Here is a 21,188-nt window from a genome sequence, read left to right on the forward strand (position 1 = left end):
GTCCCGGCTGGGCGACTCAGGGCTTCACCACCCGCCCGAGGAAGAGGACGGTCTTCGTCTCCACGTCCTCGATGAGGAAGAGGAAGGGCCGGTTCACGATGATCGACTCGGGCTGGGAGACCGGCCCGATGGTGATTCCCGTGGCGGCAGCGGCCTCGGTGCCCGTCTCGTCCACGGAGATGAAGGCCTTGTGTCGAGCGCTGGTGATGGCCAGGCGCTCCTGGGTGGTGATGCCCGAGAGGTCCGCCTCGCTGCCGAAGGCGTCGACCATGCCCAGCGTCTGCAGGGCGCCGGTCAGGGGAACCTCTCCCTCCAGCTTGAACTTCGGGATGCCGAGCGCGAGGTATTCGCTCTGCATCTCCGCGCGAACGCTGTCCAGGAAGGACGCGGACAGCCGCCCCTCGATCTCCTCGAACCGGCCCGCATCCGGAACGATGAGCAGCATGCGGAAGGCCTTCCCCACATAGGGGAGCGCCAGGGCGTTGAAGCCGTCACCGCGCTTGCGCGGAGTCGAGTCCGAGCGATGCATCATCTGGACCTGCTGCTGCTCTCCTCCCAGCAGGTGGAAGGCTCCGCTCTGGGTGAGCTGGGTGGGGAAGGTGGAGGACCAGGCGCCTTTGAAGTAGAGCGCGTTGACCAGCGCCAGCCGCGTGTCCGACTTCACCGAGCCCTCGGGGAGCAGCTCCTGGATCCGGTCATTCGTGTGCGCCTCGACCCAGTCGTTGATCTGGGAGCGGATGGACTCGGGCTCCCGCTGGAAGTCCACCCCGCGGATGCCGGCGCCGTAGTGCTGGGCGAGCACGTCGAGGAAGGCGGGCTCGAGGGTGTAGCCCTTCTGGGCCCAGGTGGCGTTCACCACGCGGAGTTCCGGAGGCGGCTGCTTCTGATCGCCTACCTGTTCGGCGCGGCCCGAGAGTGCCAGATCCAGCGCGTTCATCGCGGGGTGGAGCCGCTCCTGGGGGAGGGTGAAGTGGAGTGCCTGCCGCATCTGCTGCTCCGTGTTGCCCCGGGCTCCCGCGTACACCATGGCGAACGCCTGGGAGATGCTGAACGGAGAGAAGAAGACGTTCTCCCCGGGCTTCTTCACCTGCTGGTACAGGGCCACTCCGAAATCGGTGTTCCCGGAGGCGAGCGATGCCAGGTCCTCGGTGGAGGCGGTGGGCTCTTCCACCCGCTTCTTGTCCGAGGCGATGAGCTCGCCGGGGGCTTCGGGGAGGCCTTGGGAGCAGCCCGCCAGCAGCAGCGCGGCGGCGAGCGTGGAAGAAAGCCAACGTGTCATGTCATCTCCTCGAGCGGCTGGTTGAGGTGGGCTCACAGCAAGCCGCGTGCGCGGCGCGGAGCCAAGGGACTTCGGGCACTTGAGGCGCCCACCCGCAGGCGAATGCCTCGGATTTCTGAGGCGGGGTGGTGAAGTCGTGGACGCCACTCTCTCGTTTCTGGTCAAGTGCCGCCCCCGAGGGAGGACACGTATGGCGACGGCGTACAAGGCACTGCGCATCGAGAAATCCGAGGGCGTGGCCGAAGTCATCCTCACCGGTCCCGGCAAGGGCAACGCCGTGGGGCCCGACTTCTGGCGGGAGATGCCAGAGGTCCTGCGCGAGCTCGACGCGGACGCCTCCGTCCGGGTCTTGCTGCTGCGCGGCGACGGCGCGCACTTCACCTACGGGTTGGACCTGCCGGCGATGTTGGAGTCCCTGGGGCCCATGCTGACGGGCGACAACAACACCGCCTTCGAGCGCACGCAGCTCATGCGGCTCATCGAGCAGATGCAGGGCGCCACCGAGGGGCTCGCCCGCTGCCACAAGCCGGTCATCGCGGCGGTGCATGGCTGGTGCATCGGCGCGGGGATGAACCTCATCGCCGCCAGCGACTTCCGCTACTGCTCCCAGGAGGCGAAGTTCAGCGTGCGCGAGGTGCGCGTCGGCATCCTGGCGGACCTGGGCGCGCTCCAGCGCCTGCCGCGCATCATCGGCGAGGGCCACACGCGCGAGCTGGCTTATACGGGCGGGGACTTCGACGCGGAGCGGGCCTTGCGCATGGGGCTCGTCAACCAGGTGTTCGCCTCGCCCGAGGAGATGCTCACCGCGGCGCGCGCCACCGCTCGGAAGATCGCCGACAACCCGCCTCTGGTCGTCCAGGGCGCCAAGCAGGTGCTGGAGTACTGCGCGGACAAGTCCGTGGAGGACGGCCTGCGCTTCGTGGCGGTGTGGAACTCGGCCTTCCTGCAGTCGAACGATTTGACCGAGGCGTTCGCGGCCTTCATGGAGCGGCGGCCTCCTCGCTTCCAAGGGAGATGAGCCATGGCTGAAGGGGTATTCAAGGACGGGCTGCTCGCGGGCAAGGTGGCCTTCGTCACCGGCGGCAGCAGCGGTATCAACCTCGGCATCGCCGAGCGCTTCGTGCAGGCTGGCGCCAAGGTCGTCATCAATGGCCGCAACGTGGAGAAGCTCGAGGGCGCGGTGAAGTCGCTCCAGGCCCACGGCACGGCCATGGGCGTGCCGGCGGACGTGCGCGACTACGCCTCCGTGGAGAAGGCTTTCCAGACGGCGCGCGACGCGTACGGGGAGATCGACATCCTGGTGTGCGGCGCGGCGGGCAACTTCCCGGCGCCGGCGCTCGGCATGTCCTCCAACGGCTTCAAGGCGGTGATGGACATCGACGTGGTGGGCACCTTCAACGCGTGCCGGGCCGGCTTCGAGCACCTGCGCAAGCCGGGGGCCTCGGTCATCAACATCTCCGCGCCGCAGGCGTTTCTGCCCACGGCCATGCAGGCGCACGTGTGCGCGGCGAAGGCGGGCGTGGACATGCTCACGCGCGTGCTGGCCATCGAGTGGGGCGGCGCTGGGGTGCGCATCAACTCCATCTCCCCGGGGCCCATCGATGACACCGAGGGCATGCGGCGGTTGGCGCCCTCCGAGGATGCGCGCAACAAGATCGTCCAGTCCCTGCCGCTGCAGCGCATGGGCGCCAAGTCGGACATCTCCAACCTCGCGCTCTTCCTGGCCTCCGACGCGGCTTCCTACATCACCGGCTCGGTGATGCTGTGCGATGGCGGCTGGTCGCTCCTGGGCTCGGGGGTGATCATGCAGGCGATCAGCGGCTGACCGCCTGCCTGGTCTGGGGTGACATTCCGGGAGGCCTCGCGGGTCTGGTAGAAGCGGGCAGGGTGCTCGCCGTGGCCTGGGTGCCGCGAGGGCCTACCGGAGAGACGCATGCCGCTTCGTTCCCTCTCGCTCGCCTGGCTGCTCGGGCTGAGCCTCCTGGTCCTCGCTCTACTCACGGGGTGTGGCGGGGGTGAACCGAAGCCGCCGACTCCACCCACGCCACCGACTCCGCCCACAGCGTCTCCGGATGCGAGCCGCTCCTCGGTCGCGGTGGCTCCGGCGACGGGGGCTCGGGCGGACGGCAGTGACCTGGTGACGGTGACCGTCACGGTGCGCGATGGCTCCGGTGAGCCCTTGTCCGGGTATGCGGTGCGACTCGAAGTCTCCGGCGCGGGCGTCGCCGTCACGCAGCCCACGGTGAAGAGCAATGCCAGCGGCGTGACGACCGCCTCGGTGACGTCCACCCAGGCAGGGCTCAAGCAGGTGACGGCGCTGGTCGAAGGTGGGGAGGGCGTGGTGGTGCTCGACGAGCGGCCCTCCATCGAGTTCGTGAACCCTCCCGCGACGAAGCTCGTCTTCTCGGAGGCGGCCCTGTCGGCGATGGCGGGCGAGCCGGTGGGCCCGGTGCTGGAGGTCTCCCTTCAGGATGACGCGGGGCGCACCGTGACGGAGGCGGTGGACGAAGTCTCGCTCTCGCTGGCGGCGGGGCCTCCTTCGGCGGTGCTGGAGGGCTCGCTTACGGCGCGGGCCGTCAACGGCGTGGCGCGGTTTCCGGGCGCGGTGCTGAAGCAAGCAGGCACGGGCTATGCGCTGAGAGCCACGTCGGGCGGGCTGGCTCCCGCGACGAGTTCCTCCTTCGAGGTGCTGCCCGGGGCGCCCACGGCGTTGCGGTTCGTCACCCAGCCCGTCGGCGGCCGGGTGCGTGCCGCGCTCTCTGCCGTTCGGGTCGAGCTGATCGATTCCTTCGGCAACCGCTCGCGTGTCTCCAGCCCTACGGTGGTGGTCTCTCTCTCGGGTGGAAATCCCGCCTCCCAGCTCAGCGGCACGCTGGCCGTGGATCCTGTCGAGGGCCTGGCGACCTTCTCAGAGCTCTTCGTGGACCAGGAGGGCGGCGCTTTCCAGCTCACGACGGGGGCCGGCGCGCTTCCCACGGTGGACAGCAATCCCTTTGATGTCCTCGACGGTACGCCCCCGGCCGCGGTGTCGCTCACGAGCACGGGCCAGTCCTTCTCGAGCATCACGCTGGCCTGGACCGCCGTGGGGGATGATGGAAGCCTGGGCCAGGCCACCTCCCACGAGCTGCGCTACTCGACGCTTCCCATCACCACGCGGGAGGAGTTCGACGCGGCGACGCTGGCGATGTCCGGAATTCCCCAGGCGCCTGGGAGCGCGGAGTCCTTCACCGTCGAGGGATTGAGCGCCGCCACGCGGTACTCCTTTGCCGTGGTGGTCTGGGACTCGGCGGGCAACGCGAGTCTCCCAGAGGCTCAACCTGTGGCGACCTTGGACCCCTGCGAGGGCGTGGTCTGCGAGGTGCCCGAGCCGACCTGCGCGGTGGACGCCGTCACGCGCGTCACCTTCAGCTCCACCTGTGTCCTCGATGGCAACGCGCCCACCTGCCAGGACACGGAGACGCGAGTGGCCTGTCCTGGCGCGGACGGGGTGTGCTTCGCGGGGGCGTGCGGCACCGCGTCCGGGCCGGCGCCGGGTGAGTTGTCCATCTCCGAGCTGATGCACAGCCCGTCTTCCGGAACGACGGAGTACATCGAGCTCCACAACGCCTCGCAGCGGCTGCTGAACATCGCCGGCGTCCAGGTGGAGCACACGGCGGGGGGCGCTGTTGCCGGAGGCTTCACGCTGAGCTCCGGACCGGGCCATGCGGTGCTCATCCCCGCCGGAGGCTCGTACGTGCTCGGCCAGAGCGAGGACTTCGCGACCAATGGCGGCGTCCCCGTGGACTACGCCTACGGCTCCGCGTTCGAGCTCGGCGCAGAGGGGCGCCTCACGGTCCGCACGACGTCCGGCACGCTGCTCGAGGACTTCACCTGGTCGAGCAGCTTTCCACAGACGTCCGGCCGCTCCATGAACCTCGCCTCGGCGGTGGTTGGCACGTGGGCCTATCGGCAGCCCTGGTACTGGTGCGACTCGAGCGTGGACGTGCGGCTGCTCGGAGGCGATTACGGGACACCGGGTCAGCCCAACGAGACCTGCGGGGTGAACGTGGGCCCGGCGCCGGTGTTCTGCAACATCCAGTACCCAAAGACGTTCCCCGACCCGTTCGATCCGTGGACCTATCCGGCGGTCATCCCCTACGGCTCGCGGAAGACCCTCTACAGCCAGTTCTCGGCCCCGAGCCTGACGGACCGCAACCTCGCGGGCAACGACGACTACCCGCACGTCCAGGTGGAGCTGGGCTACGGCACGAGCGCCGACCCCGCCAACTGGCAATGGTCGTCCTCTCGGTTCAATCCCTTCTACGACACGACCTCGCCCGCGTTCGATACCTATAAGGATGAGAACTGGGGCTGGCTGCGCATCTTCACCCCAGGGACGTACTCCTACGGCTTCCGCTACCGGCTGTATGACCCGGTGGGGCGCTCCTTCTCGGGCTACACGTACTGCGACCAGAACGGCATCGCCCCTGAGCCGAGCGTGGGGAATTACGGCACCGTGACGGTGGGCGCGGAGCCCCTCGGTCCCACCGACCATGTCGTCATCAGCGAGTTCTCCTCGAGGGGCACCGATGGCGTGTCCGTCAACGACACCGACGAGTTCATCGAGCTCTACAACCCCACCGAGACCGCCGTGGACATCAGCGGGTGGAAGGTCCAGTACCTGCCCGCGCAGGGGCGGCACTTCCAGGACCTCGCCACGGTGCCCCAGGGAACCAGCCTCGCGCCCCGGAGCTTCTACCTCATCGCCCACACCGGCTATGCCGGCAGCGTGGCGCCGGCGCTGCGCTACGCCCAGCCCACCTCGCACGAGGGGGGCAACATCCGAATCGGCTGGAACTGGCTGGGCTCGAACATCGTGGACTCCGCCACGGTGGACAACCTCGGCTGGGGCTCGGCCTACGCGCCCGAGGGTGAGGCTGCGCCAGTCGCCAGCGCCGCCGGCAGCCTGGAGCGCAAGGCCGCCCTCCTGTCCACGCCTGGGAGCATGGAAGGGGGGGCGGACGCCACCCGAGGCAATGGCATCGACTCGGACTGGAATGCGGATGACTTCGTGGTGCGCACGGCCCGTCAACCGCAGAACAACGCCCACCCTCCAGAGTCTCCCTAGCGGCAGGCCGGCCTCCAAAGCTGCTGCTCCAGGTCGCGCCTCGCATTAGCTTGGGGCGCGACCCATCTCCTCCAGGAGCAGAACCGTGCCTGCCACTCCCGACGCCGCCCGTCTCATCACCTGCCCGCCGGAGGAGTTCCGCCGCGCCAGTGAGGCGGCCCTGGCCACCGCGCGCTCTGGCATCGAGCGTCTGAAGTCCCTGCCGGCTCCGCGCAAGGTCCGCGAGGCCCTCGAGATCTACGACGAGGCCACCGCCGCCCTCTCCGACGCCAGCGCCCGCGCCAGCGTCGCGCGCCACAGCCACCCGGACGAGGCCATGCGCAAGGCCTCCGAGGATTCCGAGCAGCAGCTGGAGATGCTCGCCACGGAGATCGCCCTCGACCGGGGCGTCTACGACGTCATCGCCTCGCTGGATGTCTCCGGAGAGGACGCGCCCACCCGCAAGTGGGTGGAGAAGCTGCTGCGCGACTTCCGACGCGCCGGCGTGGACCGCGACGAGGCCACGCGCACCCGGGTGAAGGAGCTTCAGGAGGAGCTGGTCCGCATCGGCCAGGAATTCGACCGCAACATCCGCGAGGACGTGCGGACCGTGGAGCTGCCGCCCTCGGCCCTCGAGGGGCTGCCGGCCGACTACGTGCGGGCCCACGCGCCGGGGCCGGACGGCAAGGTGCGCATCACCACCGACTACCCGGACCTCGTGCCCTTCATGACGTACGCGAAGGATGGCTCGGCGCGCGAGAAGCTGTGGCGGGCCAACCGCTCCCGCGCCTTCCCGAAGAACGTGGAGGTGCTGCAGCGGCTCCTGGAGCGGCGCCACGAGCTGGCCACGCTGCTGGGCTACGTCAACTGGGCGGCCTACGCCACCGAAGACAAGATGATCCGCAGCGAGCGCAACGCGGGGGACTTCATCGAGAAGATCGCCACCGCTTCAGAGGAGCGCAGCCGCCGCGACTACCAGGTGCTGCTGCAGCGCAAGCGCCAGGACGAGCCGGGCGCCACGCGCGTGGAGCCCTGGGACCAGGCGTACCTGGACGACCGGGTGAAGGCCGAGCAGTACAGCTTCGACTCCCAGTCGGTGCGCCCCTACTTCGAGTACACGCGGGTGAAGCAGGGCGTGCTGGACATCACCTCGCGCCTCTTCGGGGTGAGCTACCGCCGGGTGGCGGGCGCTCCCGTGTGGCACCCGGACGTGGAGGCGTATGACGTGCTCCAGGGGGAGACCCAGGTCGGCCGCTTCTACCTGGACATGCACCCCCGGGCCGACAAGTACAAGCACGCGGCCCAGTTCACGCTGGTCACCGGCAAGCAGGGGCAGCGCCTGCCGGAGGCGGTGCTGATGTGCAACTTCCCCAAGCCCGGCGTGGAGCCGGCGCTGATGCAGCACGGCGACGTGGAGACGTTCTTCCACGAGTTCGGCCACTTGCTGCACCACCTCTTCGGTGGGCACACGCCGTGGGCGGGCCTGTCGGGGGTGCGCACCGAGTGGGACTTCGTGGAGGCGCCCTCGCAGATGCTGGAGGAGTGGGCCCGGGACGTGGCCGCGCTGCAGTCCTTCGCCAGGCACTACCAGACGAACGAGCCGCTGCCCGCGGACGTCATCCAGCGGATGAAGAAGGCAGACGACTTCGGCAAGGGCCTGTGGGTGCGCCAGCAGATGTTCTACGCGGCGCTCAGCCTGGAGCTGTACCGGCGCACGCCCAAGGGGCTGGATGCCACCGCCGTGGTGCGCGAGCTGCAGAGCAAGTACACGCCCTTCCCCTACGTGGAGGGCACCTACTTCCACCTGTCCTTCGGCCACCTGGATGGGTACTCGGCCATCTACTACACCTATATGTGGTCGCTGGTCATCGCGAAGGACCTGTTCACGGTGTTCCAGGACAAGGGGCTGCTCAACCCCGAGCCCGCGCAGGCCTACCGCCGCGCCGTGCTGGAACCGGGAGGCTCCAAGGACGCGGCGGTGCTGGTGAAGGACTTCCTGGGCCGCGACTACGACTTCCGCGCCTACGAGACGTGGCTCAACGCGGGGTGAGCGCCGGGCAGAGGCGCTAGGGAGCGGGAGAAGCCCCCAGGCCCAGGCTCGCCCGCTCCAGGTGTCGGAGGAGCCATTCGCTCGCCAGGCGCGCCACCTCATCGAGCGCGCCTGGCTCCTCGAAGAGGTGGGTCGCGCCGGGGATGATGACGATCTCCCGCTGGGCGCTGAGCTTCGCGCTGGCGCACCGGTTGAACTCGATGACGGAGGTGTCCCTGCCTCCCACGATGAGGAGCGACGGGGCACGGACCTGCTCCAGGCTGTCCCAGGCGAGGTCCGGCCGGCCTCCCCGAGAGACGACGGCGCTCACCCGGCTGGGGCGCTCGGCGGCGGCCACCAGGGCCGCGGCGGCTCCGGTGCTCGAGCCGAAGTAGCCGATGGGGAGCCCCCCGAGCACCGGGAAGGTCTCGGCCCAGTCGGTGACCTGGACCAGGCGGCGCGCGAGCAGGTCGATGTCGAAGCGCAGCTCCGCGGTCACCTCGTCGATCTCCTCCTCCTCGATCGTGAGGAGATCCATGAGGAGCGTGGCCAGCCCGTGCTGGCGAAGGATCGCCGCGACATGGCGGTTGCGAGGGCTGAACCGGCTGCTGCCGCTCCCATGGGCGAACAGCACGAGCCCCCGGGCTCCTGGCGGCAGCGAGAGCGTGCCCTTCAATGACGCATTGCCAATGGGGATGGAGACCTCCTGCTCGAGCCCCAGGACTCCCGAGGGGGAGGGCCGCGCTTCCGGGCGCTTGATGTCCCGGCGGGTGTACTCCAGCAGCCGGATGACCTCCGAGTCGGGGACCTGATGGAAGTCCGCGTACCAGCCTCCAATGGCGTGCAACTCGGAGGAGGCCTCGACACAGGCGACGTCCTCCACGAGGGGCCGCAGCTCCTCGAGGGACTGGGAGGCGGCCACGGGCACCGCGAGGACGATCTTCCGTGGCCCGACCTGCCGGAGTGCCTGGATGGCGGCTCGAACAGTGCCCCCCGTGGCGATGCCATCGTCCACGAGGATGACGGTCCGACCTTGCAGCCGGGGAGGGGGCCGGCCTGCCCGGAAGCGCTTCACCCGTTCGGCGACCTCCTCCGCCTCCTCTTCGATGATCTCCTCGACGTCCTCATCGGAGGCGCCCACCTCCTCCATGGTCTCCCGGTTGAGGTAGACGATGCCGCCTTCGGCGACCGCGCCCAGGCCGAGCTCGGGATAGGTAGGGGCGCCGACCTTGCGGACGACCCAGACATCCAGGGGAGCCTCCAGCGCCCTGGCGACTTCATACGCGACGACGACGCCCCCGCGAGGGAGGCCGAGCACGATGGGCGCCTCGTGCTTGTACCCGAGCAGCAACGGAGCGAGTCGCCGTCCCGCCTCCTCTCGATTCACGAAGCGCATGGTCCCTCCCGGCCAAAGCGAAAAGCAGTCCACGTTAAAGAAGGCACTTTCCGAGCACGGGGCCAGCAGGGAGGACGCGCCTGGAAGGAGTGAGGCCCGAGCGGCCAAGGCTCGCCCGAGCGGCCCATGTCCCCGCTCCGTGAGAGACCGAGCAGCCGCCCTGCCTCATTCACGCATGCATGCCCCAGACCCTGGGGCCATTGAGGTCACCCCGGGCCTTCCCCAGCTTGTGCTGCGCGGATTCCCCGCGTGACGGCAGCAGGAGGGCAGGATGGCGGTGATGGACAATCAGAAGATGATCGAGCGGCTCAATGATCTCATCGCGCTCGACTACGACGCCGTGGGGGCCTACGAGGCGGCCATCGATCGCATCCACGAGGAGTTCCTCCGGATGCGCCTGCGGGAGTTCCAGCTGGACCACCGGCGCCACATCCAGGACCTCTCCATCGTGGTGGAGAGGATGGGCGGCAAGGCCCGCGAGAGGCCGGACGTGAAGGGCTTCCTGCTCAAGGGCTTCACGGCCGTCACCGCGCTGATGGGGACCGAGGCGGCGCTCCGGGCGATGCAGGGCAACGAGCGGCTCACCAACAGCACGTACCGCAAGGCGATGGAGCAGGAGTGGACGGACGACGTGCGCCAGATCATCGACCGCAACTTCCACGATGAGCAGCGGCACCTGGCCTTCATCGAGGAGTCACTGCGCACCCGGTCCTGGGAGCAGACCGGCATGCACCCCTGAGCCGCCGCCGGGACAGCGCCTGCCTCGGGCCCGAGAAGAGCCCAGGCAGGCGCGTCACCCGCTTACGACTCCACGGGAGTCTGCTTCACGCGCCAGATCTCCTCCGCGTACTGCCGGATGGTGCGATCCGAGGAGAAGATGCCCGCCCGCGCCACGTTGAGGATGCACTTGCGTGTCCAGGACTCCGTGTCCTGGTAGGCCCGCGCCACCTCCTCCTGCGCCTGCAGGTACGAGGCGAAGTCGGCGAGCACCAGGTAGCGGTCCTCCTCCAGCAGCCCGTCCACCAGCGGCTTGAAGAGGCTCTTGTCCTCCGGAGAGAAGAAGCCCGAGGCGATGAGGTCGATGGCCTCGCGCAGCTCCAGCTGCTCGTTGTACACCTCGCGCGGCCGGTAGCCCGCCTTCTTGCGGGCGATCACCTCGTCCGCGGTGAGCCCGAAGAGGAAGAAGTTCTCGTCGCCCACCGCCTCGCGGATCTCCACGTTGGCGCCGTCCAGCGTGCCCAGCGTCAGCGCGCCGTTGAGCATCAGCTTCATGTTGCCGGTGCCGGAGGCCTCCATGCCCGCGGTGGAGATCTGCTCGGACACGTCCGCCGCCGGGATGATGCGCTCGGCGAGGCTCACCCGGTAGTTGGGCAGGAACACCACCTGCAACCCCGTGGTGCCCGCGTCGCTGTTGACCACCTCGGCGATGCCGTTGATGAGCCGGATGATGAGCTTGGCCTGCTGGTAGCCCGGCGCCGCCTTCGCCCCGAACAGGAACGCCCGGGGGTGGATGATGGTGGACGGATCCCTCCGCGCCCGCATCCACAGCACCACCGTGTGCAGCGCGTTGAGCAGCTGGCGCTTGTACTCGTGCAGGCGCTTGATCTGCACGTCGAAGATGGCGTTCGGATCCAGGTTCACCCAGCGCAGGTCCTTCACGTGCTGGGCCAGGTCCTGCTTGTTCTGCTGCTTCACCTCGCGGAACGCCTTGCGGAACTCGGCGTCGTCGGCGTGCGGCTCCAGCTCGCGCAGCCGGTCCAGGTTCGTCTCCCAGCCCTTGCCGATGCGCTCGGTGATGAGCTTGGACAGGCGCGGGTTGCACCACGTCAGCCAGCGCCGCGGCGTCACCCCGTTCGTCTTGTTGTTGAAGCGCTCGGGGAACATCGACGCGAAGTCCGGCAGCACGTCGCGCCGCAGCAGGTCGGTGTGCAGCGCCGCCACGCCGTTGACGCTGTGGCTGCCCACCACCGCCAGGTGCGCCATCCGGATCATCTTCTCCGGGCCCTCCTCCACCAGGCTCATGCGCCGCATCCGCTCCAGGTCGAACGGGTAGCGGATCTGCACCTGCCGCAGGAAGCGTTGGTTGATCTCGTAGATGATCTCCAGGTGGCGGGGCAGCAGCCGCTCGAAGAGCGTCGCCGGCCACTTCTCCATCGCCTCGGCCAGGAGCGTGTGGTTGGTGTAGCCGAAGGTGCCCTGGGTGACGTGCCACGCCTCGTCCCACGGCAGGCGCTTCTCATCCACCAGCACGCGCATCAGCTCCGCCACGGCGATGGCCGGGTGCGTGTCGTTGAGCTGGATGGCCGCCTTGTTGGGGAAGTCCTTGAAGTCGGTGTGCGTCTTCAGGTACCGCCGGACGATGTCCGCGATGGAGCAGGCGACGAAGAAGTACTGCTGCTTGAGCCGCAGCTCCTTGCCCGCCTGGAACGCGTCGTTGGGGTAGAGGACCTTGGAGATGACCTCCGAGTCGTTCTTCTCCACCACCGAGCGCTCGTAGTCGCCCGCGTTGAACAGCAGCAGGTCGAACTCCTCGCTGGCCCGCGCCTGCCACAGCCGCAGGGTGTTCACCGTGTTGTTGCCGAAGCCGGCGATGGGAGTGTCGAAGGGCACGCCTACGACCGTTTTTCCCCCCACCCAGCGGGCAACGCGCTGGCCGTCGGCGCCCTGGTGGTGCTCCACGCGCCCGAAGAAGCGCACCGGCACCGCCTTCTCCGGCCGGACGATCTCCCAGGGGTTGCCGAACTTCAGCCACTCGTCGGCGCGCTCCACCTGGTAGCCGTCGACGATGTCCTGCGTGAAGATGCCGAACTCGTAGCGGATGCCGTAGCCCATGCCCGGGTAGGCGAGGGTGGCCAGCGAGTCGAGGAAGCACGCCGCCAGTCGCCCCAGGCCGCCGTTGCCCAGGCCCGCGTCCGGCTCCATCTCGATGAGGCGCGTCAGGTCCACGCCCACCTCGCGCATGGCCTGCTCGGCGGCCTCGTACATGCCGGTGTTGATGAGGTTGTTGCCCAGCGCGCGGCCCAGCAGGTACTCCGCGGACAGGTAATAGGCGCGCTTGACGTCCTTCTCGTAGTAGGTGCGCGCCGTCTTCACCCAGCGGTGTGCCAGCCGGTCTCGCACCGCCAGCGACAGCGCCATGAAGCGGTCATGCGCGGTGGCGGTCTCCGGATTCTTCCCGCGCGAGTAGCGCACGTGCTCCAGAAAGCCCCGGCGCACATTCACCGGGTCCTTGCCAGTACGCGAGACGTCCTCCTCCTCGGACTGCTGCGGGGAGTTGGGGGACTGAAGCCTCAGCGGTTCTGCCATCGAAGGGGATCCTCTCTAAGGGTCCATGGGCCACGGCGGGCCGGAACCCTCCGTTTATCGCGACTGGTGGCCTGGCTCCACCCCTGCGTGAGGGTCTGCTAGAAAGGACGTCAGGCAATCGGGGGGCCTGCAACGCATCGGAGGCCAGCATCCGCATGTCCCCAGAAACCACCGAGCTCGCCCGCCGCCTGGAGCTGGCGCAGCCGGTTCATACGGTCCGAGGGTTGGCTTTCACCGCCGTGCTGGATCTGGTGGCGGAGCGCGCGGGGGAGCAGGCGGCTGACTGCCTCGCCCAGGAGCTGGGGCTCCAGCGGGTCGTCGACTTCTTCTCCTACCCGGCGGGCGACTTCACCCGCCTGCTCTACGCTGCCGCGGACCGGCTCCAGCCGCACCTGGGCTCCCAGCAGGAGGGGCTCCGGGCCTGCGGCTCCGCATGCCTGGAGCGCTTCTTCTATACCTCCACGGTGGGGCGAGCGCTGGCGAAGATCATCGGCAGGAAGGATCCGGCGCGGGCCTTCGCGCACACGCCCGTCGCCTACTCCACGCTGGTGAACTACGGCTCGCACACCTGCGAGGCGGTGAACTCCCGGAAGCTGCGCCTGGTGTTCCGCGAGGACATGCAGCCGGCGCCCTTCCATGAGGGCACCCTGGCCGCCGCCCTCCGCGTGACGGGAGTGGAGGGGAGGGTGACGAGCACCATCCACTCCCTGGACCACGCGGAGTTCTTCCTCGAGTGGGAGTAGGGGCCCCGCTCAGGGCGCGGCCGCGGCCGCCTGGGGCTCCGAGCCCGAGCCACCGGAGGCCGTCGCCACGGAGATGGAGTCGAGCTGCGAGGCCAGCTCCTTCGCCTTGACGAGGAAGTCGGGCAGGTGCGCCTTGGGCAGCGGGTCCGCGCGGGGGTACTTCTGGTTGAGCGGGTTGACGAAGGCCCCGTTGCGCTTGAGGGCGAAGTGCAGGTGCGGCCCGGTGCTGCGGCCGGTGTTGCCCGAGTAGGCGATGACCTGCTTCTGGCTCACCCGGCCGCCCATGCGCACGCCCGAGCCGTAGCGCGACAGGTGCAGGTAGCACGTCTCGAAGCCGTTGGTGTGCCGCACGCAGACGGTGTTGCCGCCGGCGCCCGTGTTGCCCAGCTTCGTCACCGTGCCGTCCGCCACCGCCCACACGGGGGTACCGATGCCCGCGCCGTAGTCCACGCCGTTGTGGTTCTTCACGTACTTGAGCGTCGGGTGGACGCGCGAGCCGAAGCCGCTGGTGACGTGGGCGAACTTCAGTGGGCTCTTGAGGAACGTCTTGCGCGCGCTGGTGCCGTCCTCCTGGAAGTAGTTGGGCTGCTCGGTGCCCGGCTGGTAGCGGAACACGCGCTTGGTGCCCACCAGTCCGCCCTCATAGGCGGCGGCCAGCACCTCGCCGTAGCGCAGCACCCGGCCCTTGGAGACGAACTTCTCCACCAGCGCCCGTGCCTTGTCGCCCTTGCGCGTGTCCCGGTAGAAGTCGATGTCCCAGGCGAACACGTCCGCCAGCACCACGCCGATGCCCGGGTCCTCCCCGGCCGCCAGCGCCGCCTCGTAGAGCGAGGTGGAGATCTCCAGGGAGACGAGCTCCACACGCTTCTCCACCTCGATGGTGCGCTTGCTGCCCACGTACTTCTCTCCGTCGCGGCGCACCTGCCACTCGTCCACCGCGCTCTGCCGGTAGTCGAAGAAGTCCAGCACGCCGCCGCTCAGCACCAGCCGGAACTGGTCCCCGGGGCGCGACTTGCGGAAGTCGAACACGCCCTCCAGGGCGGAGATGACGGCCTCGACCTGGGCGTCAGGAAGCGCCGCGTCATGCAGGGCCTGGGCGAGCGTCTGCCGCGGCTCGATGCGGCGGTTCTTCACTTCGTAGCGGACGGAAGCGGAGGCGAGCGGGGCGGCCAGCAAGGCCGCCAGGCAGAGCAGGGGAGGGATGATTCGCATGGGCGCTGATACAGGAGTGTAGAAGAGGTTCTCCTGGAGAGCCAGAATGTGGCTGGCCCACGAGAGGCCTCCAGGCAGGCGAACAGGCCGCGCCGCATCGGCACCTTCGCCTCGCAGGCGAGAGGAGGCGGCCGGGTGATCCCGTTCCCGACAAGGTCGCCCGCGGCGGCACCGCCGGCGAAGGTGCCTGCTGCCTCGGGCATTTGATACGACCCGTGCCATGGAGACTGCCATGTCCTGGCGCACGGTCCTTGTCTTCTGCCTCCTCTCGCTGCTGTCCCCCCAGGCGGTGGCCCAGGAGGCGCGTCCGGCAGGAAAGTCCGTGCTCCTGCTCATCCCCGAGGACACGGCGTTGCCTGCCATGGCAACGCTCGTCGCCAGTCTCCGCTCCTCCTTGTGGGAGACCCAGGACGGCCCGATCACGCTGGATGTCGAGAGCCTGGATCTGGGCTGGGCCCGCGGGCCTGCCTACACACACGCCCTGCACACCTGGTATCTGGCCAAGTACCGGGAGCGCCGGCCGGATGCCCTCATCGCCTTCCGCTCCGACGCCATCCAGGTGGCCCTGCAGCTGCGCCAGGCGCTGTGGCCGGACATCCCAGTGATCGTCCTCTCCGAGGACGAGCGGCTCTGGGAGCAGCAGCCTCGCCCGGAGCGGGTGGCGGGCCTCTTGCTGCACTATGACCTGCGGACCACCGCGGAGCTGGCCCTGCAGCTGCTGCCCGGCACACGGAGGCTGGCGCTCATCAACGGCTCCAGCCCCTGGGAGCGCGCGCAGCAGGAGCAACTGGTGCGAGAGCTGCAACCGCTGCTGGCGCAGCGGGGGCTGGAGTTCATCGACCTGAGCAACCTGCCGCTGGCCGAGCTGCTCGATCGCGCGAGGACCCTGCCGGACGACACCACGGTCCTCACCTTCACCTTCATGACCGATCCCAGCGGGAGACCCTTCGTGGGGCGCGAGATCGCACGCATGTTGCTCTCCGCCAGCAATCGGCCCTGCTTCGCCCTCCACGACACCGTACTGGGGGTGGGGTTCGTCGGCGGAGCGCTCGTCAGCTACGAGGCGGTGGGCCAGCAGCTGGGCATGCTCACCGCCCGCGTGTTGCGCGGGGAGCAGGAGGAATTCCTCGCGCCCCTGAAGCCGGCACCCGTGGACACGCTGACGGTCGATGCCCGCGCGCTGCGGCGCTGGGGCATTCCCCGCGATCGGGTGCCTCCCGGGGTGCGGCTCGCCTTCGACGAGCCCACGCTCTGGGAGCGCTACCGCTGGTGGGTCCTGGGGGCCCTGACGATCAGCGGCCTGCAGGCGCTGGTGGCCGGGGGGCTCGTGGTGGAGCGCCGCCGCCGCATGCGTGCCCAGGCTGAGCTCGTCGAACGCCAACGCCTGGAGAAGCTCGCGGAGCTGGAGGCGCGGCGAACCCTGGATCAGCTGGCCCACGTGAGCCGGGTGGCCGCCCTGGGTGAGCTGGCCGCCTCGCTGGCGCATGAGCTCAACCAGCCCCTGGCCGCCATCCTCAGCAACGCCCAGGCCGCGCGCCGCCTGCTGAACGCCACCCCCGCGGAGCTGGACGAGGTGCGCGAGGCCCTCGGGGACATCATCTCCGACGACAAGCGCGCGGGCGAAGTCATTCACCGCATGCGCGCGCTGCTCAAGCGGGGGGAGCCCCTGCAGGAGCTCCACTCGCTCAATGACGTGGTGCGCGAGGTGACGCGCCTGCTGGCCAACGACATGCAACTGCGCGGTGCGGACCTGCGGCTGGCGCTGGCCCCGTCGCTGCCCGCCGTCCAGGGGGACGGAATCCAGCTCCAACAGGTGGTGCTCAACCTGCTCGTCAACGCCATGGATGCCATGGTCGATGTGCCCGTGGGCAAGCGCCAGCTTCGGGTCCTCACCGCTTCGCCAGGCCCGGGGCAGGTGGAGCTGAGCGTGCAGGACTCGGGAGCAGGGATCGAGCCGGCGCGGCTGGCCCTCATCTTCGAGCCCTTCTACTCCACCAAGGCGCACGGGCTGGGCATGGGGCTGTCCATCAGCCGCTCCATCGTCGAGGCGCACGGCGGCCACTTGCGAGCCGAGAGCCCTCCGGGTCAGGGGGCTCTCTTACGGTGCTTGCTTCCCGCGGCGCACACGGAGTCCTCGCCATGACACAACCCCCTGCCACCATCTTCCTCGTGGACGACGATGAGTCCGTGCTGCGGGGGCTGAGGCGACTGCTGCGGGCCGTCGGCTATGCCTCGAAGTCCTTCGCCTCGCCCGCCGAGTTCCTCGCGCAACTGTCCGGGGACATGCCGGGCTGCGCCGTGCTGGACCTGCGAATGCCGGGGCTCAACGGGCTGGAGCTGCAGCAGGCCATGGAGTCCAAGGGCTGCCACCTGCCTGTCATCTTCATCTCCGGCCACGGGGATGTGCCGGCCAGCGTCAGGGCCATGAAGGCCGGCGCGGTGGACTTCCTCCTGAAGCCTTTTGATGAGCAACAACTGCTGGGAGCCATCTCCCAGGCCTTGCTCAAGGACGCGTCGGCGCGCGTCGGCCGCACCGAGACAGCCGCGCTGCACGCGCGTCATGCCGTCCTCACTCCCCGCGAGCGCGAGGTATGCACGCTGGTGGCCCAGGGGCTGACCAACAAGGAGGTCGCCCAGCAGCTGGGCACCACCGAGAAGACCATCAAGGTGCATCGCGCCCGCGTCATCCAGAAGCTGGACGTGGACTCGGTGGCGGAGCTGGTGCGGTTCGTGGACCGGCTGAGCCAGGGCTGAGCCCGCGCTGTGTAAGCACCAGCACCGCCCAGCCTCCCTGTACGGTAGCCTTCGTGTTCACCATGCGCGCCTCTGCTCTCCCTGCCGTGTTCCTGGTCGCTGCCTGCATTGCTTCGCCGCCCTCCGCGTGGGGCGCGGGGCCAGATGACGAGTTCAAGGCTCGGATCGCCCTCTTCACGTACGACACCCAGGCTCCGTTCAAGCTCCAGGAGGTGTCCGTCGAGAAGCGTGGGGGCGCGACCGTGCGTGACATCACCTTCGTGGCTGCGCCGGACCGCGAGCCGGTCAAGGCCTTTCTCGTCGTACCCGACGGCGCGGGCCCCTTCGCGGGAGTCCTCTGGGTGCATTGGCTCGGCGAGCCGAAGACCACCAACCGCACCCAGTTCCTGAACGAGGCCGTGAGCTTGGCCTCCCGGGGCGTGGTCTCGCTGCTGGTGGACGCCATGTGGTCGACGCCCAAGTGGTACGGGAGCCGGGTCCCCGAGCAGGACTACGAGAACTCCCAGCGTCAGGTCATCGCCTTGCGGCGAGCCATGGAGCTGCTGCTCTCGCAGCCCCAGGTGGACAAGGCCCGCGTCGGGTTCGTGGGCCACGATTACGGCGCCATGTACGGGATGCTGGCCGCCGGAGTGGCGCCGCGGGCGAAGACCTACGTGTACATCGCTGCCGCGCCCAGCCTCAGCGACTGGGCCTTCTTCGGCAAGCAGCCCCTGTCCAAGGCGGACTACCTCCGCCAGAACGCGGTCCTGGAGCCGAGCGACTACCTCCGCCAGGTGAAGAACGCGAGCACGCTCTTCCAGTTTGGAAAACAGGACGAGTACGTCTCGCATGCCAGCACCGCCATCCTGTTCGGCGCGGCCCAGTCGCCCAAGGAGCGGCGCTTCTATGAAGCCGAACACTCCATGACGCCCGCGAAGATCGCCGAGGAGCGCGATGCCTGGCTCCTCAAGGAACTCGCTCCGCCGGCGGCGCGCTGAGGATAGTCTCTTCGACCGAGGGAGGCTGCGTGCGCTACGTCCGAATGCCGATCGAGGTGGAATCACCCGAAGAGTACGGTTACGGCAAGATCCGCTACAACCTGTCCGAGAGCTCGATCGCGGACCAGAAGCTATCGGATCTGAAGGTCACGTTTCCGGACCTCACCCTTCTCTACGGCGAACATCGTGGCAACGGTGCGCTCCGCGAGCTGATTGCCGCGGGCAGCGGTGGCCTGAGCGCCGACGATGTCCTGATGACGACCGGGGCCGCGGGCGCGCTGTTCATCATCTCGACGGCGTTGCTCGACGCCGGAGACCAACTGGTCGTCATCCGACCGAACTACGCCACGAATCTCGAGACGCCGCGGGCGATCGGGTGCGACATCCGCTTCTTCGACCTGAAGTTCGAGGAGGGCTTTCGCATCGATCCCGACAGGCTGGCCGCGGCCGTGACGCCGCGGACGAAGCTCATCAGCATCACGTGCCCGCACAACCCGACCGGCGTCATGTTGACCGAGGCAGAACTTCGCCAGCTCTCCGACCTGGCGAAGCAGCGGGGCTGCTATCTGCTGGTCGACGAGACCTACCGTGACTTGTCGTACGACGGCGTGCTGCCGCTCGCGGCGTCGCTGGGCGAGCACGTGATCAGCGTGTCGTCACTCTCGAAGGCGTATGGTGTCCCCGGCATCCGAGTCGGCTGGCTGATCACCACGAACAAGCGCTTGCAGGAAGTCTTTCTCGCGGCCAAGGAACAGATCAGCATCTGCGGCAGCATTCTCGACGAGCACGTGGCGCTGACGGTGCTGCAGAACCGGCAGGCGCTCCTCGAGCCGGTGCTGGCGGAGATGCGCCGGCGCCTGGCTCAAGTCACACATTGGATGCAGGGGGAAGATCGGCTCGAGTGGGTGCGCCCCGCTGGAGGAGTGGTGTGCTTCCCTCGCATGCGCGCAGAGCCGCCGGGCGGTGTGGCCGCATTCTACGCGCGGCTGCTCGAGAAGCACGGCACGTACGTCGGTCCCGGGCACTGGTTCGAGATGCCCGACACGCACTTCCGCCTTGGCTACGGCTGGCCCACGGCCGACGAGCTCACCAGCGGCCTCGCCGCGATCTCGAAGGCGTTGCGCGGCTGAGGATGCGGCGCTCCTCCGGGGTGTCTTCTACCCGCCGATGTACCAGGTGATGCCGAGGATTCCACGCACCGGTCCTCCCTCGGCCGAGACGTTATCCTGACTCGTTCCGTTGAACCGGGTGCCCTCCGCGAGCGGTACCGCCCCATCCACTTCGAGCGCCAGCGACACCGGGCGGAAGAGGAAGACCTCGAGTCCCGCGCCCGCGGTTCCGTAGACAAGCGTCGTCACCGGATCCAACAGCCGCGCCCCTACGCGGGCGTTCAGCCGCACCGGGCCGAGCATCCCCGTCCGCAGCGTCAGCCCCGCGCCATAACCGGAGTAGGGCCCCTCGCGTTCCGCGTTCAACTCCGCCGAGGCGAACAGCCCCACGTGCGGGGTGAAGTCATAGCCAAGCCGCAGCCCTACTCCGCCGCCCTTGCGAAGCTCCACCTGGTAGTCCTGCTGCATGAAGGAGTCTTCCACGTGGAGCGTCCAGCCCGAGAGCATGTGGACATGCGGCTGGAGATACAGGCCCGAGGGCGGTGGCGCCTCTTCCTCCTCAGCGGCGAACGCAGGGGACAGCGACAGGAACACCGACAGCACCGCGCCGCGAGCCACAAACTTCTGGAGCATTTCTTGAGTCCTCTCGGGAGGATTGCGCGCTCCCACGCCAGAGCGCATCGAGCGCCCTGGACTCTTCGCCGCACCGCTACCCCGCCTCCCCGTCGCGGCTCGCCAGGACGACGTAGTACCCGTCTGGATCCCGGAGCCACATCTCCCGGTGCTGGGGCGCCGGGTTCACGTGCGGCTCCTCGACCACCGTCGCTCGCAGCTTCCGCGCTCGCTCCACGGCCGCATCGAAGTCGTCCACCTCGAACCACAACAGGACGCCATGTCCAACCGGTGCTTTGTCCCTGCCCATGAGGTTGGGGTGGTCTTCGTCCTCCCAGCTGTGGAGCTGGAGGATGAGCGAATCCCCGCTCATCAGCCGGTCATAGAAGAGCCGGTGCGGATGATCCGGGTCCCCGGAGGACTCCACGCCCAGCAGGGCCTTGTACCAGGTGCTGCTGGCCTTCACGTCTCTCACCGCGATCAGCGGTTGAGCGCGCACGGGTGCTTGTTTGGATTCAGCCATACACTCCTCGCTTGAGGCCGCTCATCATGCGAGGACCGACGCGCCGCCGTCTTGAACGAAATTGACCCAACCTTCGCGGACTTCAGGACGTCCAGGCACAGGCGCGTCATGCCCAGCATCCGGTACGCGATGTGGAGCAGCCGGGGCAGAGCGGGTCGAAGA

At 68.7% G+C, this 21,188-nt stretch carries 16 protein-coding genes; 10 read left to right on the plus strand and 6 right to left on the minus strand.

The genetic code is table 11. The annotated features are described in order from the left end of the window. Nucleotides 1-16: 16 nt before the first annotated feature. Nucleotides 17-1,279, minus strand: coding sequence for a serpin family protein (locus SYV04_RS18340; protein WP_321547115.1), 1,263 nt, complete (start codon nt 1,277-1,279; stop codon nt 17-19). A 190-nt stretch (nt 1,280-1,469) separates the two neighbouring features. On the opposite strand from SYV04_RS18340, the gene SYV04_RS18345 reads away from it, so the two are divergent. The 4 genes from SYV04_RS18345 (at nt 1,470) to SYV04_RS18360 (ending at nt 8,415) form a co-directional block, all read left to right on the plus strand. Continuing rightward, on the plus strand, nt 1,470-2,297 hold the full coding sequence (locus SYV04_RS18345) for a crotonase/enoyl-CoA hydratase family protein (RefSeq protein WP_321547116.1): 828 nt from the start codon (nt 1,470-1,472) through the stop codon (nt 2,295-2,297). A 3-nt stretch (nt 2,298-2,300) separates the two neighbouring features. Beyond that, a complete protein-coding gene (locus SYV04_RS18350) occupies nt 2,301-3,104 on the plus strand; it encodes an SDR family oxidoreductase (RefSeq protein WP_321547117.1) in 804 nt (267 codons plus the stop codon). Nucleotides 3,105-3,212: 108 nt separating this feature from the next. Then, nucleotides 3,213-6,386, plus strand: coding sequence for a lamin tail domain-containing protein (locus SYV04_RS18355; protein ID WP_321547118.1), 3,174 nt, complete (start codon nt 3,213-3,215; stop codon nt 6,384-6,386). Between the two features lie 85 nt (nt 6,387-6,471). Next, the gene (locus SYV04_RS18360) at nt 6,472-8,415 is read left to right on the plus strand and encodes a M3 family metallopeptidase (protein ID WP_321547119.1); all 1,944 of its coding nucleotides are present in this window, start codon (nt 6,472-6,474) and stop codon (nt 8,413-8,415) included. Between the two features lie 16 nt (nt 8,416-8,431). Here the strand turns inward: SYV04_RS18360 and SYV04_RS18365 are convergent, their stop codons facing one another. Then, the gene (locus SYV04_RS18365; protein WP_321547120.1) at nt 8,432-9,790 is read right to left on the minus strand and encodes a phosphoribosyltransferase family protein; all 1,359 of its coding nucleotides are present in this window, start codon (nt 9,788-9,790) and stop codon (nt 8,432-8,434) included. Between the two features lie 271 nt (nt 9,791-10,061). On the opposite strand from SYV04_RS18365, the gene SYV04_RS18370 reads away from it, so the two are divergent. Further along, entirely contained in the window at nt 10,062-10,529 is a 468-nt protein-coding gene (locus SYV04_RS18370) for a DUF2383 domain-containing protein (RefSeq protein ID WP_321547121.1), read from the plus strand. A 62-nt stretch (nt 10,530-10,591) separates the two neighbouring features. Here the strand turns inward: SYV04_RS18370 and SYV04_RS18375 are convergent, their stop codons facing one another. Further along, nucleotides 10,592-13,096, minus strand: coding sequence for a glycogen/starch/alpha-glucan phosphorylase (locus tag SYV04_RS18375; protein WP_321547122.1), 2,505 nt, complete (start codon nt 13,094-13,096; stop codon nt 10,592-10,594). 155 nt (nt 13,097-13,251) lie between these two features. On the opposite strand from SYV04_RS18375, the gene SYV04_RS18380 reads away from it, so the two are divergent. Continuing rightward, complete coding sequence (locus tag SYV04_RS18380; protein ID WP_321547123.1) at nt 13,252-13,839, plus strand: DUF2378 family protein; 588 nt, start codon at nt 13,252-13,254, stop codon at nt 13,837-13,839. Between the two features lie 9 nt (nt 13,840-13,848). On the opposite strand, the gene SYV04_RS18385 is transcribed toward SYV04_RS18380, so the two are convergent. Beyond that, complete coding sequence (locus SYV04_RS18385; RefSeq protein ID WP_321547124.1) at nt 13,849-15,051, minus strand: peptidoglycan DD-metalloendopeptidase family protein; 1,203 nt, start codon at nt 15,049-15,051, stop codon at nt 13,849-13,851. Between the two features lie 232 nt (nt 15,052-15,283). On the opposite strand from SYV04_RS18385, the gene SYV04_RS18390 reads away from it, so the two are divergent. The 4 genes from SYV04_RS18390 to SYV04_RS18405 all read left to right on the plus strand — a co-directional run bounded on the left by SYV04_RS18390 (nt 15,284) and on the right by SYV04_RS18405 (nt 19,912). Next, nucleotides 15,284-17,194 (plus strand): sensor histidine kinase, encoded by a 1,911-nt coding sequence (locus tag SYV04_RS18390; RefSeq protein WP_321547125.1) that lies wholly within the window; start codon nt 15,284-15,286, stop codon nt 17,192-17,194. Next, complete coding sequence (locus tag SYV04_RS18395) at nt 17,191-17,805, plus strand: response regulator transcription factor (protein ID WP_321547126.1); 615 nt, start codon at nt 17,191-17,193, stop codon at nt 17,803-17,805. The genes SYV04_RS18390 and SYV04_RS18395 overlap by 4 nt, the downstream gene beginning before the upstream one ends. A 62-nt stretch (nt 17,806-17,867) precedes the next feature. Continuing rightward, a complete protein-coding gene (locus tag SYV04_RS18400) occupies nt 17,868-18,782 on the plus strand; it encodes a dienelactone hydrolase family protein (protein WP_321547127.1) in 915 nt (304 codons plus the stop codon). 29 nt (nt 18,783-18,811) lie between these two features. Next, nucleotides 18,812-19,912: an aminotransferase class I/II-fold pyridoxal phosphate-dependent enzyme gene (locus SYV04_RS18405; protein ID WP_321547128.1), complete on the plus strand. Its 1,101-nt coding sequence runs from the start codon at nt 18,812-18,814 to the stop codon at nt 19,910-19,912. 27 nt (nt 19,913-19,939) lie between these two features. On the opposite strand, the gene SYV04_RS18410 is transcribed toward SYV04_RS18405, so the two are convergent. Then, nucleotides 19,940-20,524 (minus strand): hypothetical protein, encoded by a 585-nt coding sequence (locus tag SYV04_RS18410; RefSeq protein WP_321547129.1) that lies wholly within the window; start codon nt 20,522-20,524, stop codon nt 19,940-19,942. A 76-nt stretch (nt 20,525-20,600) separates the two neighbouring features. Further along, nucleotides 20,601-21,026: a VOC family protein gene (locus SYV04_RS18415; RefSeq protein WP_321547130.1), complete on the minus strand. Its 426-nt coding sequence runs from the start codon at nt 21,024-21,026 to the stop codon at nt 20,601-20,603. Nucleotides 21,027-21,188: the final 162 nt, after the last annotated feature.

Source organism: Hyalangium ruber (genome assembly GCF_034259325.1).
In the GTDB taxonomy this organism is placed as follows: domain Bacteria; phylum Myxococcota; class Myxococcia; order Myxococcales; family Myxococcaceae; genus Hyalangium_A; species Hyalangium_A rubrum.

Excerpts from the sequence above, each read along its gene's own strand:
- SYV04_RS18350 (WP_321547117.1), top strand. The coding sequence starts at position 2,301 with ATGGCTGAAGGGGTATTCAAGGACGGGCTGCTCGCGGGCAAGGTGGCC.
- SYV04_RS18380 (WP_321547123.1), top strand. The coding sequence starts at position 13,252 with ATGTCCCCAGAAACCACCGAGCTCGCCCGCCGCCTGGAGCTGGCGCAG.
- SYV04_RS18385 (WP_321547124.1), bottom strand. The coding sequence starts at position 15,051 with ATGCGAATCATCCCTCCCCTGCTCTGCCTGGCGGCCTTGCTGGCCGCC.
- SYV04_RS18375 (WP_321547122.1), bottom strand. The coding sequence starts at position 13,096 with ATGGCAGAACCGCTGAGGCTTCAGTCCCCCAACTCCCCGCAGCAGTCC.
- SYV04_RS18395 (WP_321547126.1), top strand. The coding sequence starts at position 17,191 with ATGACACAACCCCCTGCCACCATCTTCCTCGTGGACGACGATGAGTCC.
- SYV04_RS18355 (WP_321547118.1), top strand. The coding sequence starts at position 3,213 with ATGCCGCTTCGTTCCCTCTCGCTCGCCTGGCTGCTCGGGCTGAGCCTC.
- SYV04_RS18370 (WP_321547121.1), top strand. The coding sequence starts at position 10,062 with ATGGCGGTGATGGACAATCAGAAGATGATCGAGCGGCTCAATGATCTC.
- SYV04_RS18340 (WP_321547115.1), bottom strand. The coding sequence starts at position 1,279 with ATGACACGTTGGCTTTCTTCCACGCTCGCCGCCGCGCTGCTGCTGGCG.
- SYV04_RS18415 (WP_321547130.1), bottom strand. The coding sequence starts at position 21,026 with ATGGCTGAATCCAAACAAGCACCCGTGCGCGCTCAACCGCTGATCGCG.
- SYV04_RS18365 (WP_321547120.1), bottom strand. The coding sequence starts at position 9,790 with ATGCGCTTCGTGAATCGAGAGGAGGCGGGACGGCGACTCGCTCCGTTG.
- SYV04_RS18390 (WP_321547125.1), top strand. The coding sequence starts at position 15,284 with ATGTCCTGGCGCACGGTCCTTGTCTTCTGCCTCCTCTCGCTGCTGTCC.
- SYV04_RS18400 (WP_321547127.1), top strand. The coding sequence starts at position 17,868 with ATGCGCGCCTCTGCTCTCCCTGCCGTGTTCCTGGTCGCTGCCTGCATT.
- SYV04_RS18345 (WP_321547116.1), top strand. The coding sequence starts at position 1,470 with ATGGCGACGGCGTACAAGGCACTGCGCATCGAGAAATCCGAGGGCGTG.
- SYV04_RS18410 (WP_321547129.1), bottom strand. The coding sequence starts at position 20,524 with ATGCTCCAGAAGTTTGTGGCTCGCGGCGCGGTGCTGTCGGTGTTCCTG.